At 73.4% G+C, this 22,620-nt stretch carries 18 protein-coding genes; 6 read left to right on the top strand and 12 right to left on the bottom strand.

What is annotated here, in order from left to right; all coding sequences use genetic code 11:
• Positions 1–3 precede the first annotated feature (3 nt).
• From IF55_RS26055 to IF55_RS26010, 10 genes are all read right to left on the bottom strand, one after another.
• Positions 4–246 (bottom strand): acyl carrier protein, encoded by a 243-nt coding sequence (locus IF55_RS26055; protein ID WP_030885454.1) that lies wholly within the window; start codon positions 244–246, stop codon positions 4–6.
• A gap of 86 nt (positions 247–332) precedes the next feature.
• Positions 333–1,592 (bottom strand): aminotransferase class I/II-fold pyridoxal phosphate-dependent enzyme, encoded by a 1,260-nt coding sequence (locus IF55_RS26050; RefSeq protein WP_030885449.1) that lies wholly within the window; start codon positions 1,590–1,592, stop codon positions 333–335.
• Positions 1,589–3,715, bottom strand: coding sequence for a condensation domain-containing protein (locus IF55_RS26045; RefSeq protein ID WP_078645207.1), 2,127 nt, complete (start codon positions 3,713–3,715; stop codon positions 1,589–1,591). The genes IF55_RS26050 and IF55_RS26045 overlap by 4 nt, the downstream gene beginning before the upstream one ends.
• A gap of 12 nt (positions 3,716–3,727) precedes the next feature.
• A complete protein-coding gene (fabF, locus tag IF55_RS26040; protein ID WP_211270037.1) occupies positions 3,728–5,008 on the bottom strand; it encodes a beta-ketoacyl-ACP synthase II in 1,281 nt (426 codons plus the stop codon).
• Positions 5,005–6,846: a thiamine pyrophosphate-binding protein gene (locus IF55_RS40790; protein WP_037965752.1), complete on the bottom strand. Its 1,842-nt coding sequence runs from the start codon at positions 6,844–6,846 to the stop codon at positions 5,005–5,007. Before IF55_RS40790 ends, fabF begins: the two co-directional genes overlap by 4 nt.
• 5 nt (positions 6,847–6,851) lie before the next feature.
• The gene (locus IF55_RS40785; protein ID WP_245661412.1) at positions 6,852–9,737 is read right to left on the bottom strand and encodes an aldehyde dehydrogenase family protein; all 2,886 of its coding nucleotides are present in this window, start codon (positions 9,735–9,737) and stop codon (positions 6,852–6,854) included.
• Between the two features lie 208 nt (positions 9,738–9,945).
• Positions 9,946–10,554, bottom strand: coding sequence for a response regulator transcription factor (locus IF55_RS26025; protein WP_030885439.1), 609 nt, complete (start codon positions 10,552–10,554; stop codon positions 9,946–9,948).
• Positions 10,551–11,963 carry a histidine kinase gene (locus tag IF55_RS26020; protein ID WP_078645205.1) on the bottom strand — a complete coding sequence of 471 codons (1,413 nt, stop codon included), beginning with the start codon at positions 11,961–11,963 and terminating at the stop codon, positions 10,551–10,553. The genes IF55_RS26025 and IF55_RS26020 overlap by 4 nt, the downstream gene beginning before the upstream one ends.
• A 137-nt stretch (positions 11,964–12,100) precedes the next feature.
• Positions 12,101–12,547, bottom strand: a complete 447-nt coding sequence (locus tag IF55_RS26015) for a hypothetical protein (RefSeq protein WP_030885433.1) — start codon at positions 12,545–12,547, stop codon at positions 12,101–12,103.
• A gap of 199 nt (positions 12,548–12,746) precedes the next feature.
• On the bottom strand, positions 12,747–13,358 hold the full coding sequence (locus tag IF55_RS26010; protein WP_030885430.1) for a TetR/AcrR family transcriptional regulator: 612 nt from the start codon (positions 13,356–13,358) through the stop codon (positions 12,747–12,749).
• A gap of 192 nt (positions 13,359–13,550) precedes the next feature.
• On the opposite strand from IF55_RS26010, the gene IF55_RS26005 reads away from it, so the two are divergent.
• A complete protein-coding gene (locus tag IF55_RS26005) occupies positions 13,551–14,984 on the top strand; it encodes an amidase (RefSeq protein ID WP_030885427.1) in 1,434 nt (477 codons plus the stop codon).
• Between the two features lie 34 nt (positions 14,985–15,018).
• Here the strand turns inward: IF55_RS26005 and IF55_RS26000 are convergent, their stop codons facing one another.
• Together IF55_RS26000 and IF55_RS25995 are read right to left on the bottom strand one after the other, a co-directional pair.
• Complete coding sequence (locus IF55_RS26000) at positions 15,019–17,004, bottom strand: SMI1/KNR4 family protein (RefSeq protein ID WP_030885423.1); 1,986 nt, start codon at positions 17,002–17,004, stop codon at positions 15,019–15,021.
• A gap of 275 nt (positions 17,005–17,279) precedes the next feature.
• Positions 17,280–18,293, bottom strand: a complete 1,014-nt coding sequence (locus tag IF55_RS25995) for a DUF4232 domain-containing protein (protein WP_030885420.1) — start codon at positions 18,291–18,293, stop codon at positions 17,280–17,282.
• A 225-nt stretch (positions 18,294–18,518) separates the two neighbouring features.
• Here IF55_RS25995 and IF55_RS25990 point away from each other — a divergent pair, with 225 nt between their 5' ends.
• From IF55_RS25990 to IF55_RS25970, 5 genes are all read left to right on the top strand, one after another.
• Entirely contained in the window at positions 18,519–19,268 is a 750-nt protein-coding gene (locus IF55_RS25990; protein WP_030885417.1) for an SDR family oxidoreductase, read from the top strand.
• Positions 19,269–19,488: 220 nt separating this feature from the next.
• Positions 19,489–20,361, top strand: a complete 873-nt coding sequence (locus tag IF55_RS25985; protein WP_030885413.1) for a helix-turn-helix domain-containing protein — start codon at positions 19,489–19,491, stop codon at positions 20,359–20,361.
• A gap of 4 nt (positions 20,362–20,365) precedes the next feature.
• Positions 20,366–20,821, top strand: coding sequence for a VOC family protein (locus IF55_RS25980; RefSeq protein WP_030885410.1), 456 nt, complete (start codon positions 20,366–20,368; stop codon positions 20,819–20,821).
• 273 nt (positions 20,822–21,094) lie between these two features.
• Positions 21,095–21,931, top strand: coding sequence for a hypothetical protein (locus IF55_RS25975; protein ID WP_030885407.1), 837 nt, complete (start codon positions 21,095–21,097; stop codon positions 21,929–21,931).
• 86 nt (positions 21,932–22,017) lie between these two features.
• Positions 22,018–22,482: a VOC family protein gene (locus tag IF55_RS25970; protein ID WP_030885404.1), complete on the top strand. Its 465-nt coding sequence runs from the start codon at positions 22,018–22,020 to the stop codon at positions 22,480–22,482.
• Positions 22,483–22,620 lie beyond the last annotated feature (138 nt).

The raw sequence follows: 22,620 nt of genomic DNA, 5'->3' as shown, positions 1-22,620 counted from the left end.
CGGTCATCGGTAGTCGGCGATGTAGGCCACCGCGTCGCCGACGGTCCTCAACTCTGCGGACCGGTCATCGGGGATCTTCACCTCGAACCGGTCCTCGACCCGCACGGTGATCTCCACCATCAGGAGGGAGTCGATGTCGAGGTCGTCGGTGAAGGACTTCCCGGCGGTCACCTCGGCGGCGTCGACGCCGGCGACCTCCTCGACGATCTCGGCGATGGCGCTCAGAATCTCCGTCTCGTTCAGCACGGGCGCGGTGCCTCCTTCTCGGGACGAGCCCTTCTGGACAGGGTGCTGCTGGACAGGGCGTTGCTGGGCAGGGGGGTGATCGAGCGTCAGACCCCGAGGCGCCGCCGGTAGCCGAGCAGGGTGCGCAGGAACCCGTCCATCTGCTCCTCCGTGTGGCCCGCGTGCGGGAACAACCGCAGCAGCGCCTGATTGCGGGAGACGGCCGGATAGGAGAAGACGGGTACGAGATAGCCGTCCTCGACGAACCACTCCCGCATCTGAAGGGCGGCGGCGTCCTTCCCGATCGGCACGGAGAGCATGTACGACTCGGTCGGCAGCGTCGGCGTGCCGGCCTCGTGCATCTGCCGGCGGAGGCGGGCGGCGTGCGCCAAGTAGTCGTCGACGATCTCCGGCTTCCCGGCGAGTACGTCGATGGTGCGCTCGGCGGTGTACGCGGTGGGCGGCTGGATGGCGGCCGTGAACATCGAGGTGCCGGAGAGCAGTTCGAAGGCGTCGACGGCCGACGCCGGCCCGGCGATCGCGCCGCCTTCCAGACCGATGGCCTTCGACAGGGAGACCATGACGAAGTCGGCCCGCTCCCGGATCGCCGCCGCCTCCCGGGCGTACGGGCGGTGCTCGGGCCCGTACACCATGAAGCCGTTCGCGTCGTCGATCATGCTGACGGCGCCGTACCGGTCGCACTCGTCGAGGATCTCCACGATCGGCCCCATGGTCCCGTCGGCCGAGTACAGGCTCTCGGCGATCACCACGGTCTTGGGGGCGCGGCGCCGCTCCAGGACGCGCGCCAGGTCGGCGACGTCATTGTGGCGGAACGCGTGGACGCGGCGGCCGTAGCCGAGCCCTTCGAGGCCCTTCCAGATGCTCCAGTGGACATCCCGGTCGACGACGAAGACCGTGTCGCGATTGCGTACCTCGATGCCCGTGTCGAAGTGCGCGGCACTGCTCATGGCGTGCACGAAACCGATGTTGGCCAGCAGCCCCGTGGCGAAGCTGATCGCCCGTTCCTTGCCGGTGTGGCGGGCGATCGTCTCCTCCAGCACATGGTGCGGGCGGCAGATCCCCTGCGTCATCCGGGAACCGCTGGTGCTCAGGCCGTGAGCGCGCGCCCCTTCCGCGAAATGCCGCTGGAGGGGGATGTGGCGCTCCAGGTCGAGGAAGCTGATGCTCGCGAAGTTCACCAGTTCACGGCCGTTGCGGACGATGGTCGGGCCGACGGGGCCGTCGACCACCGGCGGGCGGTACGCCGTGTCGTGCGTATTCGCCTCGACGAAGGCGGCGAAGGCCCACGGGGCCAGCCGGTCCGCGGACGGCGCGGGGGCGGGAGTGGGGGCGGGGGACGCGGTCATGGTGAGAGGTCTCCTCCATGTCCATGAGGGGCGCGGGGCGGCAAGGGCTCCAGGGCGGCGGCGAGGTGGCCGAGCGAGGCCGTTCCGGCCAGCTCGTCGGACGCGATCCCGGTGAGACCGGACCGCTGGAGCAGCGCCAGCAGCCGGGGAATGGCGGCCAGGGTGACTCCGTGATCGGCGAGACAGCGGTTCATGTCCACGGCCGCGGGGCCGGCCGATGCATTGGCCCACGCGCCGTCCCGTATGTCCTTCTCTGTATCGGCCGAGGTACCGTCCGGCGGCCCGCCACCGCCCACCGTAGCCACGGCGGCGGCGAGCGCCCTTTCGGCGTCGGTAGCGGGTCCGCGCGACGGGATCGCCGGTACCTCAGCGCCACCGACGGCGGTACGTAACTGATCGGCGGGGCAGCCGACTTGGGGGAGGCCGAGGGGCAGATCGGAGCCGTTCGGCGAGAGCGAGAGCGAGAGCACGTATCGGTCCGGGGCCAGGAGGCCGGGCTCCTCGCCGAGGCGGTCCAGGACGTGGCGGTGCAGGTCGCCGGGGGAGACGCCGGGTGCGACACGCGCGTACGCGACGAGGTGCGGCGCGGCGCCTTCTCCCGCCCCGGTGCCGCCCCCGCCGGGTGCCACCGAAACGTCGAGCACGCCCGGGTGCTCGCGCAACACGGCCTCCGCCGTGGGCAAGCACGCCCACCCCTGCGGGGCGCGCCACCACCCAGGAGCGGCCGGTACGAGCGGGAGTGCGGGCACCGGGCACGCGGCGCCCTCGGCGAGGGCGCGCAGCAGACCGCACAGCCGGGCGGGCAACGCGGCGGCCTGCCCGGCGTCGAGCAGATGGTCCCCGACGGTGACATCGAGGGTGACGACGCCCGCGTCGCGGCTCAGGTCGACGTAGAGCGTTTCGCAGGGCTCGTCGGCCGCGCTGCTGATCCAGGCGACGGACCCGTCCGGCGGGGCGTTCCGTACGGGGGCCAGGTAGTCGCGTGGCCACGAGTAGCAGTTGTACTCGATGGCGGGCACGGCCACGACGCCGCGGCGACGGTCCATACGGGCCTGGGCTGCGACCAGTTCGGCGGGGCGGTACTGGCCGTGCCGGTAGGCCGCGGCGCAGGCGGCGACGACGGAGTCGACGACCTCGCCGAACTCCGCGCCCGGACGGAGATCGAGCTGCACCGGAACCGTCAGGGCCCGGACGCCGACGCTGCTCCGGTGAGCGGCCCGCGCCCGGTTGGAGACCACCACGGAGGCGAGGAGGCGGTGTTCGCCGGTACGGGCGGCGACCTCGTGGGCCAGCGCCGCGAGCACGACCGCCTCCGGGCTGGCCCCGCAGCGCCGCGCGACGCGGTCGAGGTCGTCGTACGCGGCCGCCGAGCGGTACTGGAGCCGGTGCCGGCCGCCACCGCCCGGCGTTCCGCCGAACGGGGCCAGCACATTGGCCGGGTTGGCCGCCAGACGCGTGAGCCACTCGCGCTCCGCCGCGCGGGCGCGCTCCAAGGGCTGCTCGGCGACCGCGTCGAGCGGATGTGCGGGGGCGGGAGCCGGCGCCGCGTCGCCGCACAGCCGCCCGTACAGCTCATTGATCAGCACCGCCAGCCCCCACCCGTCGATCACGAGGTGATGGGCGGTCACCAGGACCGCGCGCGGCTTCCCCGCCTCGATCAGCACCCTGGCCAGCCAGGGCGGGCGGCGCTCGGGATCGATCGGGCAGGCGGCCAGTGCCGCAGTGGCGGCCTCCAGCGAGTCGGCATCGGCGTCGGCGTCGGCTCCGATGCCGGGGACCTCGACGTAGTCGACCGGCAGCGGGGCCCAGTCCGCGCGGTGGACGTACTGCACCGGGCGGAGCGGATCGACCGTGGTGCGCAGCGCCTCGTGGCGGGCCGTGAGCCAGGCGAGCGCCGCGCGGATGTCGGCGATGGTGGCCGGGGGCGGTACGTGGCAGTGGTCGGCGTTCGGCGTCGGGTTCACGCGGCGCGGCGCGGGGATGGTGCGCTCGAACCAGTGCCACTCCTGCACCCAGCTCAGCGGCCCGCGCCGGACGACCGTGGTGGGACGCGGTTCCGCCCCCGCCCTTGCCCCCTGCTGCCCCTGCTGCTCCTGCTGCTCCTGCTCAAGACCGTGATTCATGATGGGCGGCCCTCATACCGCTCGGACCACGAGAACGGCATTGTGCCCGCCGAAGCCGAACGAATTGCTCAGCGCGATCCGCATCCGCTCGTGGTGCTGCGCCTGGTGCGGCACGAAGTTGATGTCCGGCTCGATCGGCTCGTCGCAGTTGATCGTGGGCGGAACGTCGCCCGTGCGCAGGGCCAGGATCGACGCCACCAGCTCGACCGCCCCGGCGGCGCCGATCATGTGCCCGGTCATCGACTTGGTGGAGCTGACCGGAATACGCGTGACACGGTCGCCCAGCACCTTGCGCAGGACGGCCGCCTCCGTGGCGTCGTTCAGCAGCGTTCCCGTGCCGTGCGCGTTGACGTAGTCCACGTCCGCCCCCGAGATCCCCGCGTCGCGCAGCGCCGCCTCGACGGCCAGGCACGCGCCCCGCCCCTCCGGATGCGGCGCGGTCCAGTGATGGGCGTCGGAACTCGCCCCGTACCCCGTGAGTTCGGCCAGGGCCGTCGCCCCTCGCCCGTCGGCGACCTCGGCGGCCTCCAGCACCAGCACGGCGGCGCCCTCGCTCATCACGAACCCGTCGCGCCGCGCGTCGAACGGCCGGCACGCCTCGGCCGGGGCGTCGTTGCGCCGGGACAGCGCGCGGGCGTTGCCGCTGCCCGCCAGGTCGACGCCGGTGACGCAGGCGTCGGCCCCGCCGGCGAGGACGATGTCGGCCTCCCCATGGACGATCATGCGCATCCCCGCGCCCACCGCGTCCGCGCCGCTGGCGCACGCCGTGCTCTGGGCACGGCTGGGCCCCTGGGCGCCCAGCCGCATGCTGATCTCGCCGGCCGCGCTGTCCATGGCGGTCGTGACCTGGGTGAACGGGCTGATGGCCCGCGGTCCCTTGTCGCGCAGGACGTGCGCGGCGCGGTAGATCGACCCCACCGGGCCGTAGCCGCTGCCGATGATCACCGCGACCCGCGGCGCCAGCCGGTCGTCCACCACGAGCCCGGCGTGGTCGCACGCCTCCAGCGCCGCCGCCAGGGCGTACCGCGCGTACGGGTCGGCGCGCCGGACGACCGTACGCGGCATATGGCGACCGGGATCGAAGCCGCGGACCCGGCCGCCGATCCGCACGTCGAGGCCGGGCACGTCGATCGTGTCGTCCACCGTGTCGACGCCGCTGCGCCCGGCCAGCATCGCCGCCCATGTCTCCGGGACGGTGTGGCCCAGCGGCGTCACCGCCCCGTACCCGGTGACCACCACCCGACGGCGGGAGCGGCCGCGCCCCGCGCCTCCGTGCTCCCCTGCGTACGTCACTGGGGGACCGCCTCGCCGTCGCGCAGCGGCGGGGGAACGTCCTCGGGGGAGACCGGCACGAAGAGCACGGCCGTGCCGCCCCGCGCGCAGAACCGCCGCGCGGCACGCACCTCGTCGGTCAGCGCGGCCTTGTCGCGCAGCACCCGGCAGTCGACGTCCGGCCCGTCCACGGCGGGCGGCGGCGCGCCCGGGCGGGCGAAGGGGTAGCGCTCGGCGTCGAGACCGAGGCGGGCGCGCTGGGCGTCCAGCCAGCCGTAACCGCCGTTGCACAGCACGACGTACAGCACGCCGCCGTGGGCCCGGGCGGCGACGGCGATATCCGCGCGGGCCGCGACGAACGCGCCGTCCCCGACGAACGCGGTGACCTCGTGGTCCGGGGCGGCCAGCTTGACCCCGATAGCCGCGGCCGCCCCGAAGCCCAGAGGGGTCTGCTCGGACGGCACGACGGAACCGCCCCCGACATGGAAGGGGAAGCAGTAGGACCACATGTCCTGCAACCCGTTCTCCTGGACGAGTACGCGGGGCTCGCCGGCGGTGGCGTCGAGCGCGGCCAGCAGTTCGGCGACGCGGATTTCCGGCAGCGCCGCCGCCCGCGCCAACTCCGCCACCACCTCCCGCGCCATGGCCCGCCGGGCCTCGGCGATCTCGTCCGCCCACAACTCGGCGACGTCCTTACGCTCGCTTTCCCTGTCCGTACGCTCGTTCTCGCTGCCCGGGCCAGCGGCTTCTGCGTCCGTGCGCCCGCGTCCCCCGCCCGGGCCCGCGGCCTCCGCGTCCGTACGCTCGGCCTCCGCGCCCGCCCCCGCGCCCCCTTCGCGTTCCCTCGCGCGCTCCTCCTTGAGGGCTCCGTCCAGCGCCCGCGACCAGCCGAGCACCGCGTGCCGGGCCTCACCGAGCACGCGCGGGCCCGGGAACTCGGCCGACAGCCCGCCCGGATCGACGTTGACCTGCACCACCGGGACCGAGGGCCACGGCGCTCCGCCCTCGACGGCCGTCTCCTCCAGCCGTCCGGCGAGCGACACCACCAGGTCGCAGGAGGACCACAGCGCGCGGGCGGGGGCCGCGGCGTAGAGGCCCGCGACGCCGCAGAACAGCGGGTGGCGTTCGTCGACGGCACCGCGCCCGGACGCGGTGGTGAAGAGCGCGGCGCCGAGGAGTTCGGCGAACCGCTCGACGACACCGTCGCCGTTGCGGTGCCGCATCCCGCCGCCCACCAGCACCACCGGGCGCCGGCTCGCCCGGAGCGCTGCCAGCGCCGGGCCGTGCGCCACGGGGGCGGAGTCGAGGACCAGCGGCTCGGGCAGCGCCGGCCGCGCCCCGGCGGCGGGGATCTCCGCCGTACGGACGTCGTCGGGCACCTCCAGATAGACGGGCCCGGGCGGCGGCCCGACGGCCCGGGTCAGCGCCGTCACCGTGGCCGGGACGATCCGGTCCGGGTGGCCCACGCGCCGCGCCCACCGCACGAGGGGCGCTGCCACGGCGACCTGGTCGAGTTCCTGGAACCCGCCGCTGTCCCGGCGCCGTTCGGGCGCTCCGGCTGCGAGCACGATGACCGGCGCCCCGGACTCCCGCGCCTCCAGCAGCCCGGTGGCCGCGTGCGTGACAGCCGGTCCTTTGCCCAGGGCGCATACGGCCGGCCGGCCGGACTGCAGCGCGTAACCGGTCGCCATATACATCGCGTTGCGCTGGTCACGGCACGGTACGAGGCCCAGTCCGGCGCCGTCGAGGGCGCGCGGCAACTCCAGATCGTCGCCGGGCAGCCCGAAGAAGGCGTCCACCCCGTACGCCGCCAGCACGTCGACGATCGCGGACCACGCGTCTCCGTATCGCCCGCTCACCCGCGTCACTCCCCACGTACCGCGACGGGGGCGGCCGCCGGGAGGCTCCGCGCCACGGCCTGCGACATGAGCAGGGGCTCGGCGCGCCGCTCGCCGCCGTACGCGACGTAGTTCGCCATCAGCCCGAACCCGCCGAACGGGCGGTTGCCGTCCTCGGCGTCGAGCAGCGTGCGGTTCACGCAGGTGTGGTGGCGCTTGGCCAGGACCCGCACCGTCTCCGGATCGGTTCCGTAGACCATCGCCCCCAGCGCCCGTTCGCCGAAGAAGGGGCCGGCCAGCCGTTCCCGCAACCGTCGCGCGCTGGGATAGGCCACGACGTTGAACACCGGGGCGAACATCTCGTCGAGGGGGATCTTGTCGTCGAAGCCCCACAGCAGCACGGTCGGCTCGACCCTGCGGGACAGCAGATCGATGCGGCCGCCGTGCCGGATGTGCCGTACGTGCCGCACCAGATAGTCCGAGCAGTTCACCAACGCCGAGTCGTAGCACAGCGGTCCGTAGTCGGCGGCCGGGTCGCTGTTGGGCCCGAACCGCAGCGAAGCCAGCTCCGCGCACAACAGGCCGACGAATTCCTCCGTGCGGCCCTGCGGCGCGAACACGACATCGGGGCCGAAGCAGTCCTGGCCGGAATTGTGGAGCCGGATTCTCGTCACGTCGCGCGCGGCGAGCGCGAGATCGGCGTCGGGCGCGATCACAAAGGGGTTGATACCGCGGCCGAAGAAGAGGAAGAGCTGGTCTTCCGCCAGCCCTTCACGGACGGTCTCGGCATTGGCGTAATTCCCGGTGAAGACGACGACATCCGCCTCGCGTACCGGCCCCGTCACGAACTTGCGGCGACTGAGTTCGAAAAGGTCGACGGGTAATCGGTGCACCGGCTCCAGCAGCGCGTGCAGGCGCCGTAGCTGGCTGTCTATCGCGGAAGACGGCCGGAAGGTGATTCTGTCGGTATAAAGGGACGCCACGAGCATATAGAGCGCGTACGAGTAGAGCGGGATATTGGAGGGCGTGAAGACCGCGGCCCGGGGCACGCGGCCGGGCCGGGTGCGCAGGATCTCCCGTTCCGCTCCGTCGAGGGCGGCGAGGAACGAACGGATTTCGGCGGCGGCGGTGCGGTGCGGCGAGACCTCGGTGAGGACGCTCAGCACGGCGTCCTCGTCGTCGGCCACATAGCGGCGCACCGCGCGCAGCGCGTCGAGCCGGTCGGCGAAGGGGAGGCAGTAGCCGGTCGCGCCGGCTGCCGCGCCGGCGGTCGTACCAGCGGCAGTACCAGCCGTCGTACGGGCGGGTGGGCCGGCGTCCGCGGCAGCGGCCGTACCGGCTTCCGCGCCGGCGGCGGGGTCGGCGTTCGGGTCGGTGGCCGCACCGGCAGCCGTACGGGCGGCCGGGGCGCAGGCGGTCGCGTCGGTGGGCGTGGCGTGCGGCGGGGACAGCGAGGTCATGGCGATCTTCTCCAGAACGGCCAGGTCGGGCTTGCCCGTGCTCGTGAGCGGGAACGCGGGGAGCACGACGATGCGGTCGGGCTGCTCGTAGCGGGCGAGCACGGGGCGCAGCTCCCCCTTCCAGTACGCGGGCTCGTGACCGTCCGGATCCGCGATCACGAACACCAGACGGCAGCCCAGACGCTCATCGGGAACGGCGACGACCTCCGTACGGGCGCCGGCCGACTCGGCCCGCTCGGCGAGGTGGTCGGGGTAGAGCGTGTGGCCGTCGCGGTGCACGGCGTGCTTGCGTCCGATCGGGAAGACGCGGCCGGCCTCGTCGAGCAGACCGATGTCGCCGGTGCGGTGCACGGGCCCCGGAACGGGGACGATCTCACCGTCCTCGCCCAGGTGACCCGTCATCAGGCCGGGGCTGCGCACGACGAGGTGGCCGAGCCGGCCGCGCGGGAGCGGCCTGCCGTGCTCGTCGTGGACCTCGACGGCCACGCCGGGCAGCGGTGTGCCGCACCCGACCGGATCGGTGGGCGGCGCCAGCGCGACGTTCCCCACCTCCGTCGCCCCGTAGCCGTCGAGCAGCGGCCGCCCCGTACGCTCGCGGAACCGGGCCGCCAGGCCGCGCCCCAGCGGCGCGCCGCCCACGCACCACGCCCGTACGGTCCGCAGCGCGGCCGCCAGAGCGGGGCGCCGGTCGAGCACGTTGAGCAGGCTGTGATAGGTCGACGGGGCCGCGTCCACGATGGTCAGGCCGTGGGCCGCGCCGAGCGCGAGGGCGTGGTCCAGGCGGGTGGCCGGCCCGTAGACCACCAGCGTGCCGCCGCCCAGCCACCAGCACAGGACCAGCGACAGCCCGTACTGATGGGAGTAGGGGAGGACGGGCAGGAAGACGTCGTCGGGCCCGTAGCCCATGCGCTCCGCGCTGAGCGCGAGGTTGTCGAGGATCGACCGGCCGGAGCGGACGACGCCCTTGGGGCTGCCGGTCGTGCCCGACGACCAGGAGATCGCGGCGTCGTCGCGCCGGGCCCAGGCCGCGAGGTCGGGTGCGGTCGTGGTGACGGGCAGGGGAGTGGGGGGCGGAGTGGGGAGGGACGCGACCGTGGTGACGATCGTGGTGTTCGACGGGGCCGGTGGCGGCGCCGGCCGTGGCGGCCGCAGCACCGCGGACGCCCCCGTACCGTCGCTGATGTCGAGCATGACGCGCGCCTGGGCGCGTATCCGCGATCGCCGTGACGGCGCGGCCCGATGATCGGCGAGGACCACCGAGGCGTCGAGGTGGATGAGCGCGAGCAAATCGACGACCCATTCCGGGGAATTGGCGCCGCCCATCATCACCCGCGAACCGGGTTCGACACCACGGCCTGCGAGAATTTCCCCGGCATCGGATATGCGAGCCGCGATTTCGGCGGTCTCCCAGATGCGGCCCTCGGGGGATATCAAGCGTCTTGAGACGGGCAACTCGGGCTCCTTGAGGATTATTCGCGGGCCCGCCCGAGCGCGCTTCAGAAGGGCCGTGCCCTGACGCGACAAATACTGCTGATATTCAAGAAGTTCCACCCGAAAGGACTATCCCATACCTGTACGCCGGTGTCGAGATGGGGTAGTTCGCCGCTGGTGAGCCTATTGATCCGAAACCGTCCGGGCTCCGTCCCCGGCCGCAGCCCGGCTACAGCCAGCCCCGCTCGTCCGCGATGCGCAGGGCCTCCATCCGGTTGTGCGCCGAGGTCTTGGCGATCGCCGCCGACAGGTAGTTGCGGACCGTCCCCTCGGACAGGTAGAGCTTGGCGGCGATCTCGGCCACGGTGGCGCCCGAGCGCGCCACGTTCAGCACGTCGCGCTCGCGGGCGGTCAGCGGGGACTCGCCCGCGGCCAACGTCGCTGCCGCGAGGGCCGGATCGACGACGCGTTCCCCCTTCATCACCCGGCGGACGGCGTCCGCGAGCGCCTCGGGCGGCGCGTCCTTCACCACGAACCCGACGGCGCCGGCCTCCATCGCCCGGCGCAGATAGCCCGCGCGGCCGAAGGTCGTCAGGATCACCACGCGGCAGTCCGGCGCCTGGGCGGCCAGCACAGCCGCCGCCGCCAGCCCGTCCAGCCCCGGCATCTCGATGTCGAGCAGCGCCACATCCGGCCGGTGCTCACGGACCGCCCGCACGACCTCATCGCCCCGGCCGACGGAGCACACGACCTGGAAGTCCTCCTCCAGATCCAGCAGCGCCGACAGCGCGCTGCGGATCAGCTCCTGATCGTCGGCGAGCAGCAGTCGGATCGTCATGCCGGGGTACCGTCCGTGGGGTCGTCGGGCGTGTGGGTCGGGCGGTTGGGCGTGAGCGTTGGGCGGTTGGGCGTGCGGGTGGGGTCGTCGGGCGTACGGGCCGGGTCGGGCGGCGTACGGGCCGGGTCGGGGGGAGCGGGTGCCGAGTCGGAGATGCCCGGCGTCGAGTCGGGGGCTGCCGGTGCCGAGTTGGAGGTGCCAGGCGCCGAGTCGGAGGGCGTGGGCGTCGGGGCAGGGGCCCCGGCCGCCGAGCTGGGAGCGTCGTACGCCGACCCGGCGTTCCCGCTCACCCGGTCGAGGGTGACGCGCAGCCGCCAGCCGCCCGGGGCCGCCGGACCGGCCGTCACGGTGCCGCCCGCCGCCGCGACCCGTTCCCGGAGGCCGTCGAGGCCGTGGCCGTGCCCGTAGTCCGCCGCGCTGCCCACCCCGTCGTCGCGGATCTCCACGTGCGACGCCGACAGGGTGATCACGCACCGGGTGGCGCGCGCGTGGCGCACGACGTTGGTCAGGCCCTCGCGCACCACCCAGCCGAACAGTTCCTGATGGGCGCCGTCCACCATGTCGGTGGCCGCCGGGAGGTCGGCCAGTACCCCGGCCGCGCGCAGCAGTTCCCTTCCCCGTGCGATCTCGCCCGCGAGGGTCACGTCCCGGTAGCCGGACACCGCGGCCCGTACATCGGTGAGCGCCTGCCGGGACAGGCTCTCCACCTCCGTGATCTCGTCGAGCGAACGAGGGGAGCCGCTCGCCGTCAGGCGGCGCGCCAGAGCGCTCTTGACCGTGATGACCGTGAGCGAGTGGCCGAGCAGGTCGTGCAGATCGCGTGCGATACGGGCCCGTTCGGCCTCCGACGCCAGCCGGGCGACCTCGGCGCGCGCCTCCAGCAGCGCGCGGTTGGCGGCGGCGATCTCGGAGAACCCGTACACCGTCAGGGCGGTGAAGACGACGGCGATCGCCTCGAACCAGCCCGGCGAGCCGTGCCACGGGCGCACCGCCCACGGCACGACGAGCGCGGCGACCGCGCCGGCCGCCACGATCAGCACCGCGTGCCGCTTGAGGAAGGCGGCGGCGAAGGAGACGACGACGGCGCAGAGGAAGAAGGCGTACTCCCTGGCGATGGGCAGTTCGGCGACGAACAGCGCCGTCATGACCCCGAGCAGCACCCTGAGGGGCCGCCAGGCGCGCCGGGCCGCCGACCGGGCGGCCAGTACGTAGCAGCAGGCGAAGGCGGCCACGACACCGTACCCGGCGGCGGCGCGCGCACCGGTCGCGTACTGCGCCGCGCCGACGGCCGTCACGCACGGATAGACGAGCATTCCGGCGGCCAGGACCATGCGCCGCCACCCCCGAGCCCACCGCAGCGAATCGCCCTCCGGACCGCCGCTCACCGGCCCTTTCCCGGTGTTGTCCATGGTGGGAACGCTAACACCGCCGCTTTGCCGCGGATTCGCGCCCGCGCCGCCGCCCCCGCCGGAGCCGCCCGCCGGAGCCGTCCGTCGAGGTTCCGCGCGTCGTGCGGTGCGGCGGCCGAACCCGTCGCACGCTCGGCTCACTCGGCGGCGAACAGGGCCCGCAGCCGCGGGCCGTTCACGAGGAGGACGACGCCGAGCAGGGCCAGCCCGCAGACGCCCTGCTCGATCTTCATCCACAGCGGGAACGGGCCGGGCAGCGCGATGATGCACGCGATGGCCACCACCATGACGCCCGAGGCGATCCGCAGCCTGCGGTACGCGCCTCGGGAACCGCGCGCGGTACGGGCGGCGAAGGCGAACGTCAGCAGGGCGCTGGCGACCACGATCGTCCCCCGGACCCAGACGGCGTCGTTCACCACCGAGGTGTCGTCGCGCATCACGATGATGGCGGCCAGGGTGAGCACGCTGAGGGCGAGGTAGCCGCCGGCGAGCCGCTTCGTAGTGCGGAGGGCCTTGACGCTGCCCGGCTGGGTCAGGTCTCCACGGCGAAACGCCGGGGCGGCGGTCTTGGTGTTCTCTGTCATACGGGCCATGTTCATCGGGGGCGCGGGGGACCGGGCAGTGAGATCGCGCATCACCCGCCCATGACATTTGTCATGGGTGCCGCGCCGGCCATAGTGCGCGGCACGGGTGCCACCCGGCCACCCGGCCCCGGCCATCCGTGCCGCGCCGGCCATGGCTGCCTCGGCCGCCCCGGGCGCCCACCCGTATCAGGTCTGGGTCTTACGATTCCGGCCGCCGGCCCGGCCGTTCCCAGAGGTTCTCCAGGTGCGCGTGGAGGACGTCCTGGGCCTCGCCCGGGGTGAGGTGGCCGATGAGGACATGCGTGGTGAGGCCGTCCGCGAGGGCGAGGAGGGCACGGGCCTCGCGCCGCGCGTCGACGAGTACGGCCGGGCCGTCCGCCGCTTCCGAGATGAGGCGGGCGAACGTCTCCTCCAAGGCCGCGTAGTTGGCCTTGAGCGGCTTGGCGAGCGGCTCGCTCACCGCCGCCTGCGCGACGAAGGCGAGCCACACCCTGGCCTCGGCCCGGTGGTCCTCCCGCAGCAGCGCGATCTCCGTGGCCGCGTGCCCCAGGGCGGTCCCGGCCGACTGCGCCGGGCTCCTGACGGTACGGGCCTTGACGCGCTCGTTGATCCGCTCGCTGATGTGCCCGAGGGCAAAGACGAGCATCTCTTCCTTCGTGCGGAAGCACCGCTGCACCGCGCCCATCGACACCTGCGCGCGCGTGGCGACATCGCGCAGGGTCACGCCCTCCAGCCCCCGCTCGTCGGTGAGGCGGCAGACGGCCTCGGCGATGAGGCGGCGACGGTTCACATGATCGACCTGCTTGGGCACCGCCGGTGACCTCCCTGTTCTCTGCCGTTCCGGTTCGGGTCGCACTTTATTCGATGCGTTTGCATCACTTCCAGGGTACGGTTCCGATGCAAGCGCATCGATACGAGATGCCGGTCCGTCGTCATGCCGACGCGAAGCCGCGGAGACGGAAATGACAGACGGCCGGAAAGACGGAAGGAAGGGCCAGGGGCCATGCGGAACGAGGGCGACCTCTTGTGGCGGATGACGGCCGCCGAGCAGGCGGCGGCGGTGCGCCGCGGGGACATCACGGCCGTCGAACTGATCGACAGCCACGTGGACCGCATCGCCGAGGTCAACCCCCAGGTGAACGCGGTCACGCAGCTCCTGGCGGAGCGCGCGCGGGAAGCGGCGGAGCGCACGGACCGCCGACGGGCGGCCGGTGAGCCGATGGGACCGCTCGCGGGCGTGCCCTTCACGGTGAAGGAGAGCACCGCCATCGAGGGCGTGCCCACCACCTTCGGCACGGAGCGCTTCCGCGACCTGGTGGCGCCGGCCGACGCGCCCCCGGTGGCGCGGCTGCGCGCGGCCGGGGCCATCCCCATCGGGCACAGCAACATGCCGACGCTGATCCTGGCGGGCATGCACACCCGCAGCGAACTCTTCGGCGACACCGCCAACCCATGGGACGCCGCCCGCACTCCGGGCGGGACCAGCGGCGGAGACGCCGTGGCCGTCGCCACGGGCATGGCGGCCCTCGGGCTCGGCAACGACTCCGGCGGCTCGGTGCGCGTCCCCGCGCAGTTCTGCGGTGTGGCCGGACTCAAGCCGTCCACGGGCCGGTTCCCCGCCGACCATCGCATCGTCGGCCCCGACGACCCCGGCCCGGCCTCCCAGACGCTGGTCACCGACGGCCCGCTGGCCCGGAGCGTCGGCGACCTACGGCTGGCGTACGAGGTGCTGGCCGGCACCGATCCGCGCGACCCGCGGGCCGTACCGGCGCCCGCCTACGGCGAACCGCTGCCCGGCCCGGTGAAGGTCGCCGTCGTGGCCGACCCCGGCGGGCACGGCGTGCACCCCTCCGTCCGCGACGCCGTCGCCACCGCGGCCGACGCGCTCGCGGACGCCGGATACGACGTGCGCGAGGTGCCGGACGTACCCCGCCTGGACGAGGCGCTGGAGGCGTACGGCCGGCTCACCGTGACGGAGTTCGCCCCGTCCTGGCCCGCGGTCCGCCAACTGCTGGGTGACGGCGGGGACCGCTACATCGCGATGGCGATGGACCGGACCCCGCCCGCGACCGCGGAAGAGCTGATGAAGCTGATGGGCACCTGGATGAACATCCGCCGCTCATGGGCCGAATTCCTCGACGAGTACCCGCTGCTGCTGGGCCCCTCCTTCACCGAGCCGCCGGTCGAGCCGGGACTGGAGTCGCGCGACCGCGCGGGCCGGGAACGGGTCGGCTCGGGGATGCGCCTGTGCACCGTGACCAGCTTCGTCGGCCTCCCCGGGCTGGCCGTGCCGACAGGAGTGGTCGACGGGCTTCCGACCGGCGTGCAGATCGTCGGCCGCGCGTTCCGCGAGGACATGTGCCTGGCGGCCGCCCAGTCGATCGAGGACCGCCTCGGAGTCCTCACCCCGATCGACCCGCTCCCGCTGCCCAGGTGAGTCCGGCCTCCAGAGGCCCGGGGGGCAGCGCGCGTCAGGCGAAGCCGAGCGTCGCGTAGGCCTCCCCGGGGCCGGGCGGGCGTATCCACGACCGCGACTCGAAGGAGTGCAGCCGGCCCTCGGTGACGGCGAGGCGCGGGAGGCCGACACCGTACCGGTCGGCGATGACATCCAGCGCGCGGCCCGCCGCGGCCCGCTTGGCGGCCGCGCCCCGGACGCCGAAACCGAGGGCGGCTGGGGCCAGTTCGGCCGGGAGATCGCCTCGAACGTCCTCGACGACCCCGCCCCGCGCCGTGAACGCGTACAACAGGTCGCCATCCCGAGCGACCGACAGGTGAAAGACAGGGTCGTCCCGGCGGCCCTGTCCCCACGCCACGACCGCCAGTCCGCCGCGGGCCGACGCGTCCTGGGCGAGGGAGACGAACCGTTCGGCGGGGAACGCGGGCGACAGGTCCGCCTCGAACCCGAAACTCCACCCCGCCCCCGCCCGCCCGACTCTGAGCAGCGCCTTGTCGTCGTAGCCGGAGAAGCCCCGCTGATCGGGCCGGTGGTAGTGCCGCAGGTCCACGGACCGCAGCGGCGGGGAGAGCGCCGCGTCGGGCGACGAGCCGAGGAGAGCGGGCAGTTCGTCCGGGGCGACGCCTTCGACCAGGACCAACCGGTAGTCGCCGCACGACGCCTGGCCCGGCCGCAGCCCTCCGAGCCGGGCGACCCAGGACAGACCGCCCGGATCCTGGTCGCGAGCGGGGGACGGGGCCGGGCCGCTCTCGCCGCCGCGCGGGGTCGCCAGCAGTTCCAGACGCCGCCCGGCGGTGAGGACAGGAGCGAGCACGGGGTCGCCGAGCAGGCCCATCGGGGCGATGTGGTCAGGGTCGAGCGGCTTCCACGCCGGGAGCGCGGCCCGCAGGATGCGCCAGGCGGCGTCCGTATCGCCCCAACGGGCCGACTCGCGGGCCGCGTCGACCGCCTCGCCGAACGGACCGCTCGGCCGATAGCCGTACGTCCCCTCACGCATCCTCCGCAGGAGGTCCGCCGCCCTCCGCCCGGCGGCACCGTGGTGATAGGGGTCGGCGTAACGCCAATCGTCCTTGTAGCCGCCCACGTTGAGGAAGTCGACGGCGTACACCGTGAGCAGTTCCGCCAGGAAGGGGGACGGGGCGGGGAAGCCGGCGGGCTCCGGTTGCCGCGCCTCCCGCCCGACCGGGCCGCCGCCGAGCCTGCCGACCTGGTACAGCATCTCGGTCACGTGCGGGCGACCGTACTCCCGAGCGGTCAGCAACAGCCGGGCGGCCTCCCCATGCTCTCCACGCAACGCCGCGGCCCGAGCCCTGGCCACCGCCGCGTCCTGCGCGCGGGTCGTCTCATTGACGAACGCCGGCGCCCCCTCTCCCTCAGCCCGGCCGGCCTGGAGGCAGTGGAACTCCTGGTACTTGGCGACCATGAACGCGGCGAACGACGGATACCCCTGGGGGTCGGCGGGCGCCCAGGACGCCCACACCCGCGCCGCCCATTCGCCATCCGGCCCCACATCCGCCGGATCGAGCAGTACGGACGTGGCATCCGACGCGACATCCAACTGGAGCCCGCGCGCCCACAGGCCGCCCCGCGCCGCGCCCTCGTCGGCCTCCTCCTCGACCTCCACGTTGACCGGCCTGCCCCAGAGGTCGCCGAATTCCTCCCCGAGGCCCATCGCGTCCTCGTGCCAGTGCGCCTCGCGCGTACCGGCCAGCTTCCACACGAAACCGCCCGCGTGCCGCCAGCCGTCGCTCACCCGCAGGAACTCCCGGTAGGACGGCGGCATTTCGCGCCCGAGCCGTGCCTCCATGGCCGCGATGTCCGCCTCGTCGGCCGGGGCGAAGCCGAGCCAACGGCTTTCCCACGCCGCGGCGTCGTCCGGGCTCAGCTCCGCCACGTCGCCCTGCGCGTCGGCCCACTCCTCGCTCCACCTGGTGAGGAAGCGCCGCCAGTCGAAAGGCTCCGCGCCCGACGTCTCAGCGCCAGACGTTTCAGGGCCCGTCATCTCGACGCCGGTTGCCTCAGCGGCAGTTGACTCAGCGCCGATCGGCTCCGCACTCGGCGACGTATTGTCCGGCGTCGCGCTCGTCCTCTTCGCGTCCATGCCGGTGATCCTGACACCAGGCACTGACAATCGCTCTGACCAGCGGGTCTTGGGCGTGCACGTGCGCCGGTCGAGTCCGTCAGGAGCCTCGGGCCCCTCAGGGCTCTCGGCTCTGCGGGTCCCTCGGCCTCCTCAGACCCCTCGGCCCCCTCGGGTCCCTCGCGTCCCTGAGATCCCTATGGGCGCGGCCTGTCGGGGGCGCCGCCCGGCGATCGCGGCGTCTCGTCCTTCTTCCACGGGCCGATGCCGAGCTTGCCCGTCGTGCCCAGGTCGAGTTCCGGGGTCACGACCACCGGGGCCGCCCCCTCTTTCGCGCGCACCCGCACGTAGGGCGCGTTCACGGGCTCGCCGTTCTCGACGGTGTTGCGCCAGACCATGACGGCGTACGCGCGCTCGCCGGGCTTCAGGGCGATCGGCCGGGGCGCGCCGTCGGCTCCGGTGCCGGTGGAGATGGCGGAGCCGCCGTGCAGGACCCGTACGCCCTCGACCGGCTTGTGAGCAGCGTCGAGCAGTTGGAGTTGCGGGTAGCCGTTGAGCTGGGTGACTTCGCTGCCGCAGTTCTCCAGGTGGATGCTCACGGCACGCAGCCCCATGGCGGCGTCGCCGTCGTCCGCGTACACCCGCGTTCCCGAGGGCGGGCAGGCGCCGTCCTTGGCGGGCGCTTCGGCGGCGGGGACGCTCCGTACCTTGGTGATCGCCACGCGCGCGTCCGTACGCGCGTCCGGGGGCAGCCCGTCCGCGGTGACCACGCGCCGCACGGTCTGCCCTGGCTTCACGGCCGGTACGACCGACACCGTGTTCGTCAGCGCCCTGCCCTCATCCGACATGAACGTGAACGCGATCGTGTAAGTGAGGGCTTGGGCATCGTGATTGGCGACCGTGAAGTCGGCGCAGGCGCGGGCGTCGCCGCCCAAGTTGGTGATCTTGACGCCGTCCTTCTCCAGCTTGGCGGGGTCCCCGCTCAGCACCGGCGGGGTGGGCGCGGCGGAGGCCCCGGGCCGCGTCCGGGGGACGCAGGAGAACGTGCCGGGGCCGGTGGCGGTGCCTTTCCCCCCTGCTTTCCCCTCCGCGCGCGCCGAGCCGCCCTCGCTCAGGGCGTCGGAGCCGGCCTGCTGCGACCCGCAGGCCGTGAGCAGGAGGGCCCCGGTGACGGCGGCAGCGGCGGGGAGGGCGAAGGGCAAGGTGCGCATGGTGTTGAGTTAATCAGGAGCGAAAGGTTTCACATCATGTGAAAACCCTATTCTGTGTAACGGTCCTGTCGCAGACGCGACGGCGGCCTGTCGAGGCGGGGACTACGCCGCCTCTCCGGGCGCGCCGCCGCGGAAGTGTCCGGAAACGGCGCTCACCGAGCGCACCGCGGCTCTGAACAATGGGACCCTCCCGGGCGGCGCCTCGCGAGCAAAGGAGCACGCGACGTGAAGATCGTGGTCATCGGAGGCACCGGCCTCATCGGCGGCAAGGTGTGCGGCAAACTCGGCGACCTCGGGCACGAGGCGGTGCCCGCCGCACCCAGTACGGGCGTCGACACCCTCACCGGCGCGGGCCTCGCCGATGTGCTGCCCGGAGCCCAGGTGGTCGTGGACGTGTCCAATTCGCCGTCCTTCGAAGCATCGGCGGTGCTGGACTTCTTCGCCACCTCCACCCGCAACCTGCTGGCCTTCGAGGCCGCGGAGGGCGTGGCGCACCACCTGGCGCTGTCGATCGTCGGCATCGAGGGACTGCCGGACAACGGCTACTTCCGCGCGAAATTGGCCCAGGAACAATTGATCAAACAGGAACAGACCCCCTACACGATCATCCGGGCGACGCAGTTCTTCGAGTTCGTCAAGGGCATCGCCGACGCCGCCACGAGCGGCGACACCGTGCGCGTGCCGCCCGTCCTCTTCCAGCCCATGGCCGCCGAGGACGTCGCCGAAGCGGTGGCCCGGGCCGCCGTGGAGCCCCCGCTGAAGGGCACCGCCGAGGTGGCCGGGCCCGAGCGGTTCCGCTTCGACGAACTCGTCGCCGAGGCCCTGCGCGCGTGGCACGACCCGCGTCCGGTCGTCGCCGACCCGCACGCCCGCTACTACGGCTCCGAACTGGCGGAACGCAGCCTCGTTCCCGAGGAGGGCCGCGCCCGGCTGGCCGAAACCCGCTTCGCGGACTGGCTGCGCCGTACTACTTGAGCCGCCGCACTACTTGAGCCTGAGCCCCGCTCGCAGGAGCCCGTACGGCGCCGAGCCCATACCGCGCCCAGCCGCCCGCGCCCAGCCCCGCCCGCGCCGATCCCGGCAGCAGCGCCGACGCGGGCACCAGCGCCGATGCGGGCGAACGGGGTGACGCGGTGCGGGCAGGGGCGATAAGTGCTTATTCGTATCGATAAAAGCCGGAGCGCATACTGGGACCGTGGAACCGGAGCAAGAGTTCGTGAGAGCCGGCCGGCTTCCGGGAGGCGTCGTCTCCGCGGTCGGCTACCACGCCGTAAGGCCAGGTCAGGCGGGGGCCCGCCCGCTCCACCGCGGGCTGCCGTCCCCCTACCTCACCCTGATCTTCTCCCTGGGCGGGCCCGTCACCAGCGGCCTCACCCCGGACCAGGCCAGGGGCGCCGATGCCATCAGCACGGACATCGTCGTGGGCGGCCTGCACCACAGCCCCGCCTACGTCGTACAGCCCGAGCTGGAAACCGGCATCCAACTGGCCGTGCACCCGCTCGCGGCCCGCGCCCTCCTCGGGCTCCCCGCCGCCGAACTGACCGGACAACTCGTCACGGCCGGCACCGACGTACTCGGCCGGCGCGCCGCCGACCTGCGCTCCGCGCTGATCGAGGCGCCGAGCTGGGAGGCCCGCTTCGCCGCCCTCGGCGGCTATCTGGAGAAGCGGCTCGCCGCCCATGGCGACCGGCCGCGGCCGCGCCCCGAGGTCGCCGAGGCATGGGCGTGGCTGGCCCGGCACCGCGGCGCGGGCACGCTGCGCGGTCTCGCCGCGCACGTCGCCCTGAGCGAACGCCGGCTGAGCACCCTCTTCCGCGCCGAGACCGGCGCGACGCCCAAACAGGCGGCCCGCCTGATGCGCTTCGACCACGTCAAGGCGGTGCTCGCCCGCGCGACCGCCGCGGGCGCCGCCCCCGACCTGGCCCGTACGGCGGCGGCCTGCGGGTACTACGACCATTCGCACCTCGTCCGCGACTTCCACCAGTACACGGGCGTCAGCCCCAGCGCGTGGCTGGCCGAAGAGTGCCGGAATATCCAAGCCGGGGGCCACCTCAACGGCGGAGGCTGAACCCATGAACACCACGGAAACACAGACCACGCAGCACGCCCGGACCACCCAGCACACCCCGGCCCCGGCCCGTACCCCCGAGATCTTCCCGACCCTCAAGGCCGATGACGCTCCCGCCCTCATCGACTTCCTCGTCGAGACGGTCGGCTTCCTGCGGACGGCCGTGTACGAGGACGGCGGCCGCGTCGCCCACGCCCAACTGGACTGGCCCGAGGGCGGAGCCGTGATGCTCGGCTCCTTCGACCCCGACGGCGAATGGTGCGTGCGCCCGGGCACCTTCGGCGCGTACGTCGTCACCGACCATGTGGACGAGCTGTACGCCCGGCTCAGCGAGGCGGGCGTACAGATCATCCGGGAACTGGAGGACCAGCCGTACGGCAGCCGGGAATTCGCCATCGCCGACCCCGAGGGCAACAAGTGGGCCTTCGGCACCTACCGCGGCGAACCGCGCCCGAGCTGACGTCCGGCCTGCCGTCCGGCTTTGCTCCGCCGGGCGAATCCGCCCGCGGTCGAGCAGGCCCGCCTGCCGCCGGGCCCCGGCGGCCTCCCATCGGGGCCGACGGGCCCGGCGGCCCGGCTGTCCGTCGGCCGACGGCGCCGTCTATGCTCTCGATCATGTGCAACTTCTCCTGAACGGACCGGCCGCCGCGCCAGTCCCCGGACCTCCGCCCGCCAGCCGACGGGCCTCGTCAGCGTGCGCTCGCACGCCCACTTCAGGAGAAGTCACCCCATCATGCACACGCGTTCCCTCAGCCCCAGCCCCGCCCTGGACGACCGCATCGACCGCCTGCGGCGCCTCGCCCAAGCCGAGCCCCGCCTGGAGGGCGTCCTCCTCTACGGCTCGTGGACCCTCGGGGAGGCCGATGCCCACTCCGACATCGAGGCGTATCTCTACATCCAGGACGACCGCCTCGCCGACTTCGACGGCCCCGCCTTCCTCGAACAGCTCGCGCCGCTCAAGCTCGCGTACACCAACATGTACGGCATCCTCGCCGTGGTCTTCGACGATCTGATGCGCGGCGAGTTCCACCTCACGGCGGCGGGCACCGGCATCGACGAGGTGCCCACCTGGCAGGGGATGGTGCACCTGCCCCGCCCGGACGACGCCGTCCTGCTCGACCGCACCGGACGGCTGACCCGCGCGGCCCGGCGACTGGCGGAGTTCCGCCCGCCCGAGCCCGCGGCGACCGCCCGGCAGCTCATCGACGAGCTGACCAACTGGACGCTCATGCTCGCCCATGTCCTGGCCCGCGGCGAGACCGCCCGCGCCCACAACCTCCTGCACGCCGTCGTCGCACCCCAGCAGCTCCAGCTCTGCCGCCTCCTGCGCGACAGCACGGCTCACTGGCTCACCCCCAGCCGCGCCCTCGAACGCGACCTGCCCGCCGCCGACCGCGACCGCTACACCTCCACCACAGCGGCGGCCCGCCACGAGGACGTACGGACGGCGGCGCGCGAAAGCTGGCGCTGGAGCCGTGACCTGGCCGCCGAGGCGGCCGACCGCTGGCCCCTCCACCTGCCCCGAGGAGCCCGAGGACTCCACGAAGAAATCAGCGGCCTCTTGGACTGAACGACACCCGTTGAACTTGAACGGCGCCCGCTGACCGCGCCAAGCCGGAGCGTCGTTGTCAGTGCCCGGGGCTATAAGTGGTGACCATGACCGCGACGCCTCTGCACTGGAAACTCGTCATCGACGCCCACGGCCCGCACGCCCAGGCCGACTTCTGGGCGGCCGCGCTCGGCTACGAGGTCGAGGACCACAGTGTTCTCATCACGGAACTCCTCGACCTCGGGGCCGTCCCGCCCGGCATCGTCACCGACCATCACGGACGGCGCGCCTGGCGGGACGCGGCGGCGGTGCGCCACCCCGACGACCCGTACGACGCGAAGAGCGGCGTGGGCGCCGGACGCCGAATCCTCTTCAACCGCGTGCCGCCGGAGGAGGCGAAGACGGGCAAGAACCGCCTGCACATAGACCTGCACAGCCCCGCGGGCGAGCTGCAGACAGAGGTACGGCGCCACCAGGCGCTCGGAGCCGAGGTCCAGCGGCACGTCAGGGAGCCGTCCGGCGAATGGGTGATCATGACGGACCCGGAGGGCAACGAATACTGCGTGCATTAGCCGGGCCCCCGGTCGGCCGCCACTGCGTACGGCGGCGGCCGACCGGGGAGCGAGCGGCAGCCGAGGCGGTATTGGGGCGGCGGGGAGTGTGCCGGGTCGGCCGATCTGGGCCCCGGCCACGGCCGAATCGCGCCGTCG

It is taken from the genome of Streptomyces varsoviensis, assembly GCF_000718635.1.
GTDB classification, from domain to species: domain Bacteria; phylum Actinomycetota; class Actinomycetes; order Streptomycetales; family Streptomycetaceae; genus Streptomyces; species Streptomyces varsoviensis.
Note: the sequence above shows the minus strand (reverse complement) of the source record. Positions and strands in the feature narration are given on the sequence as shown.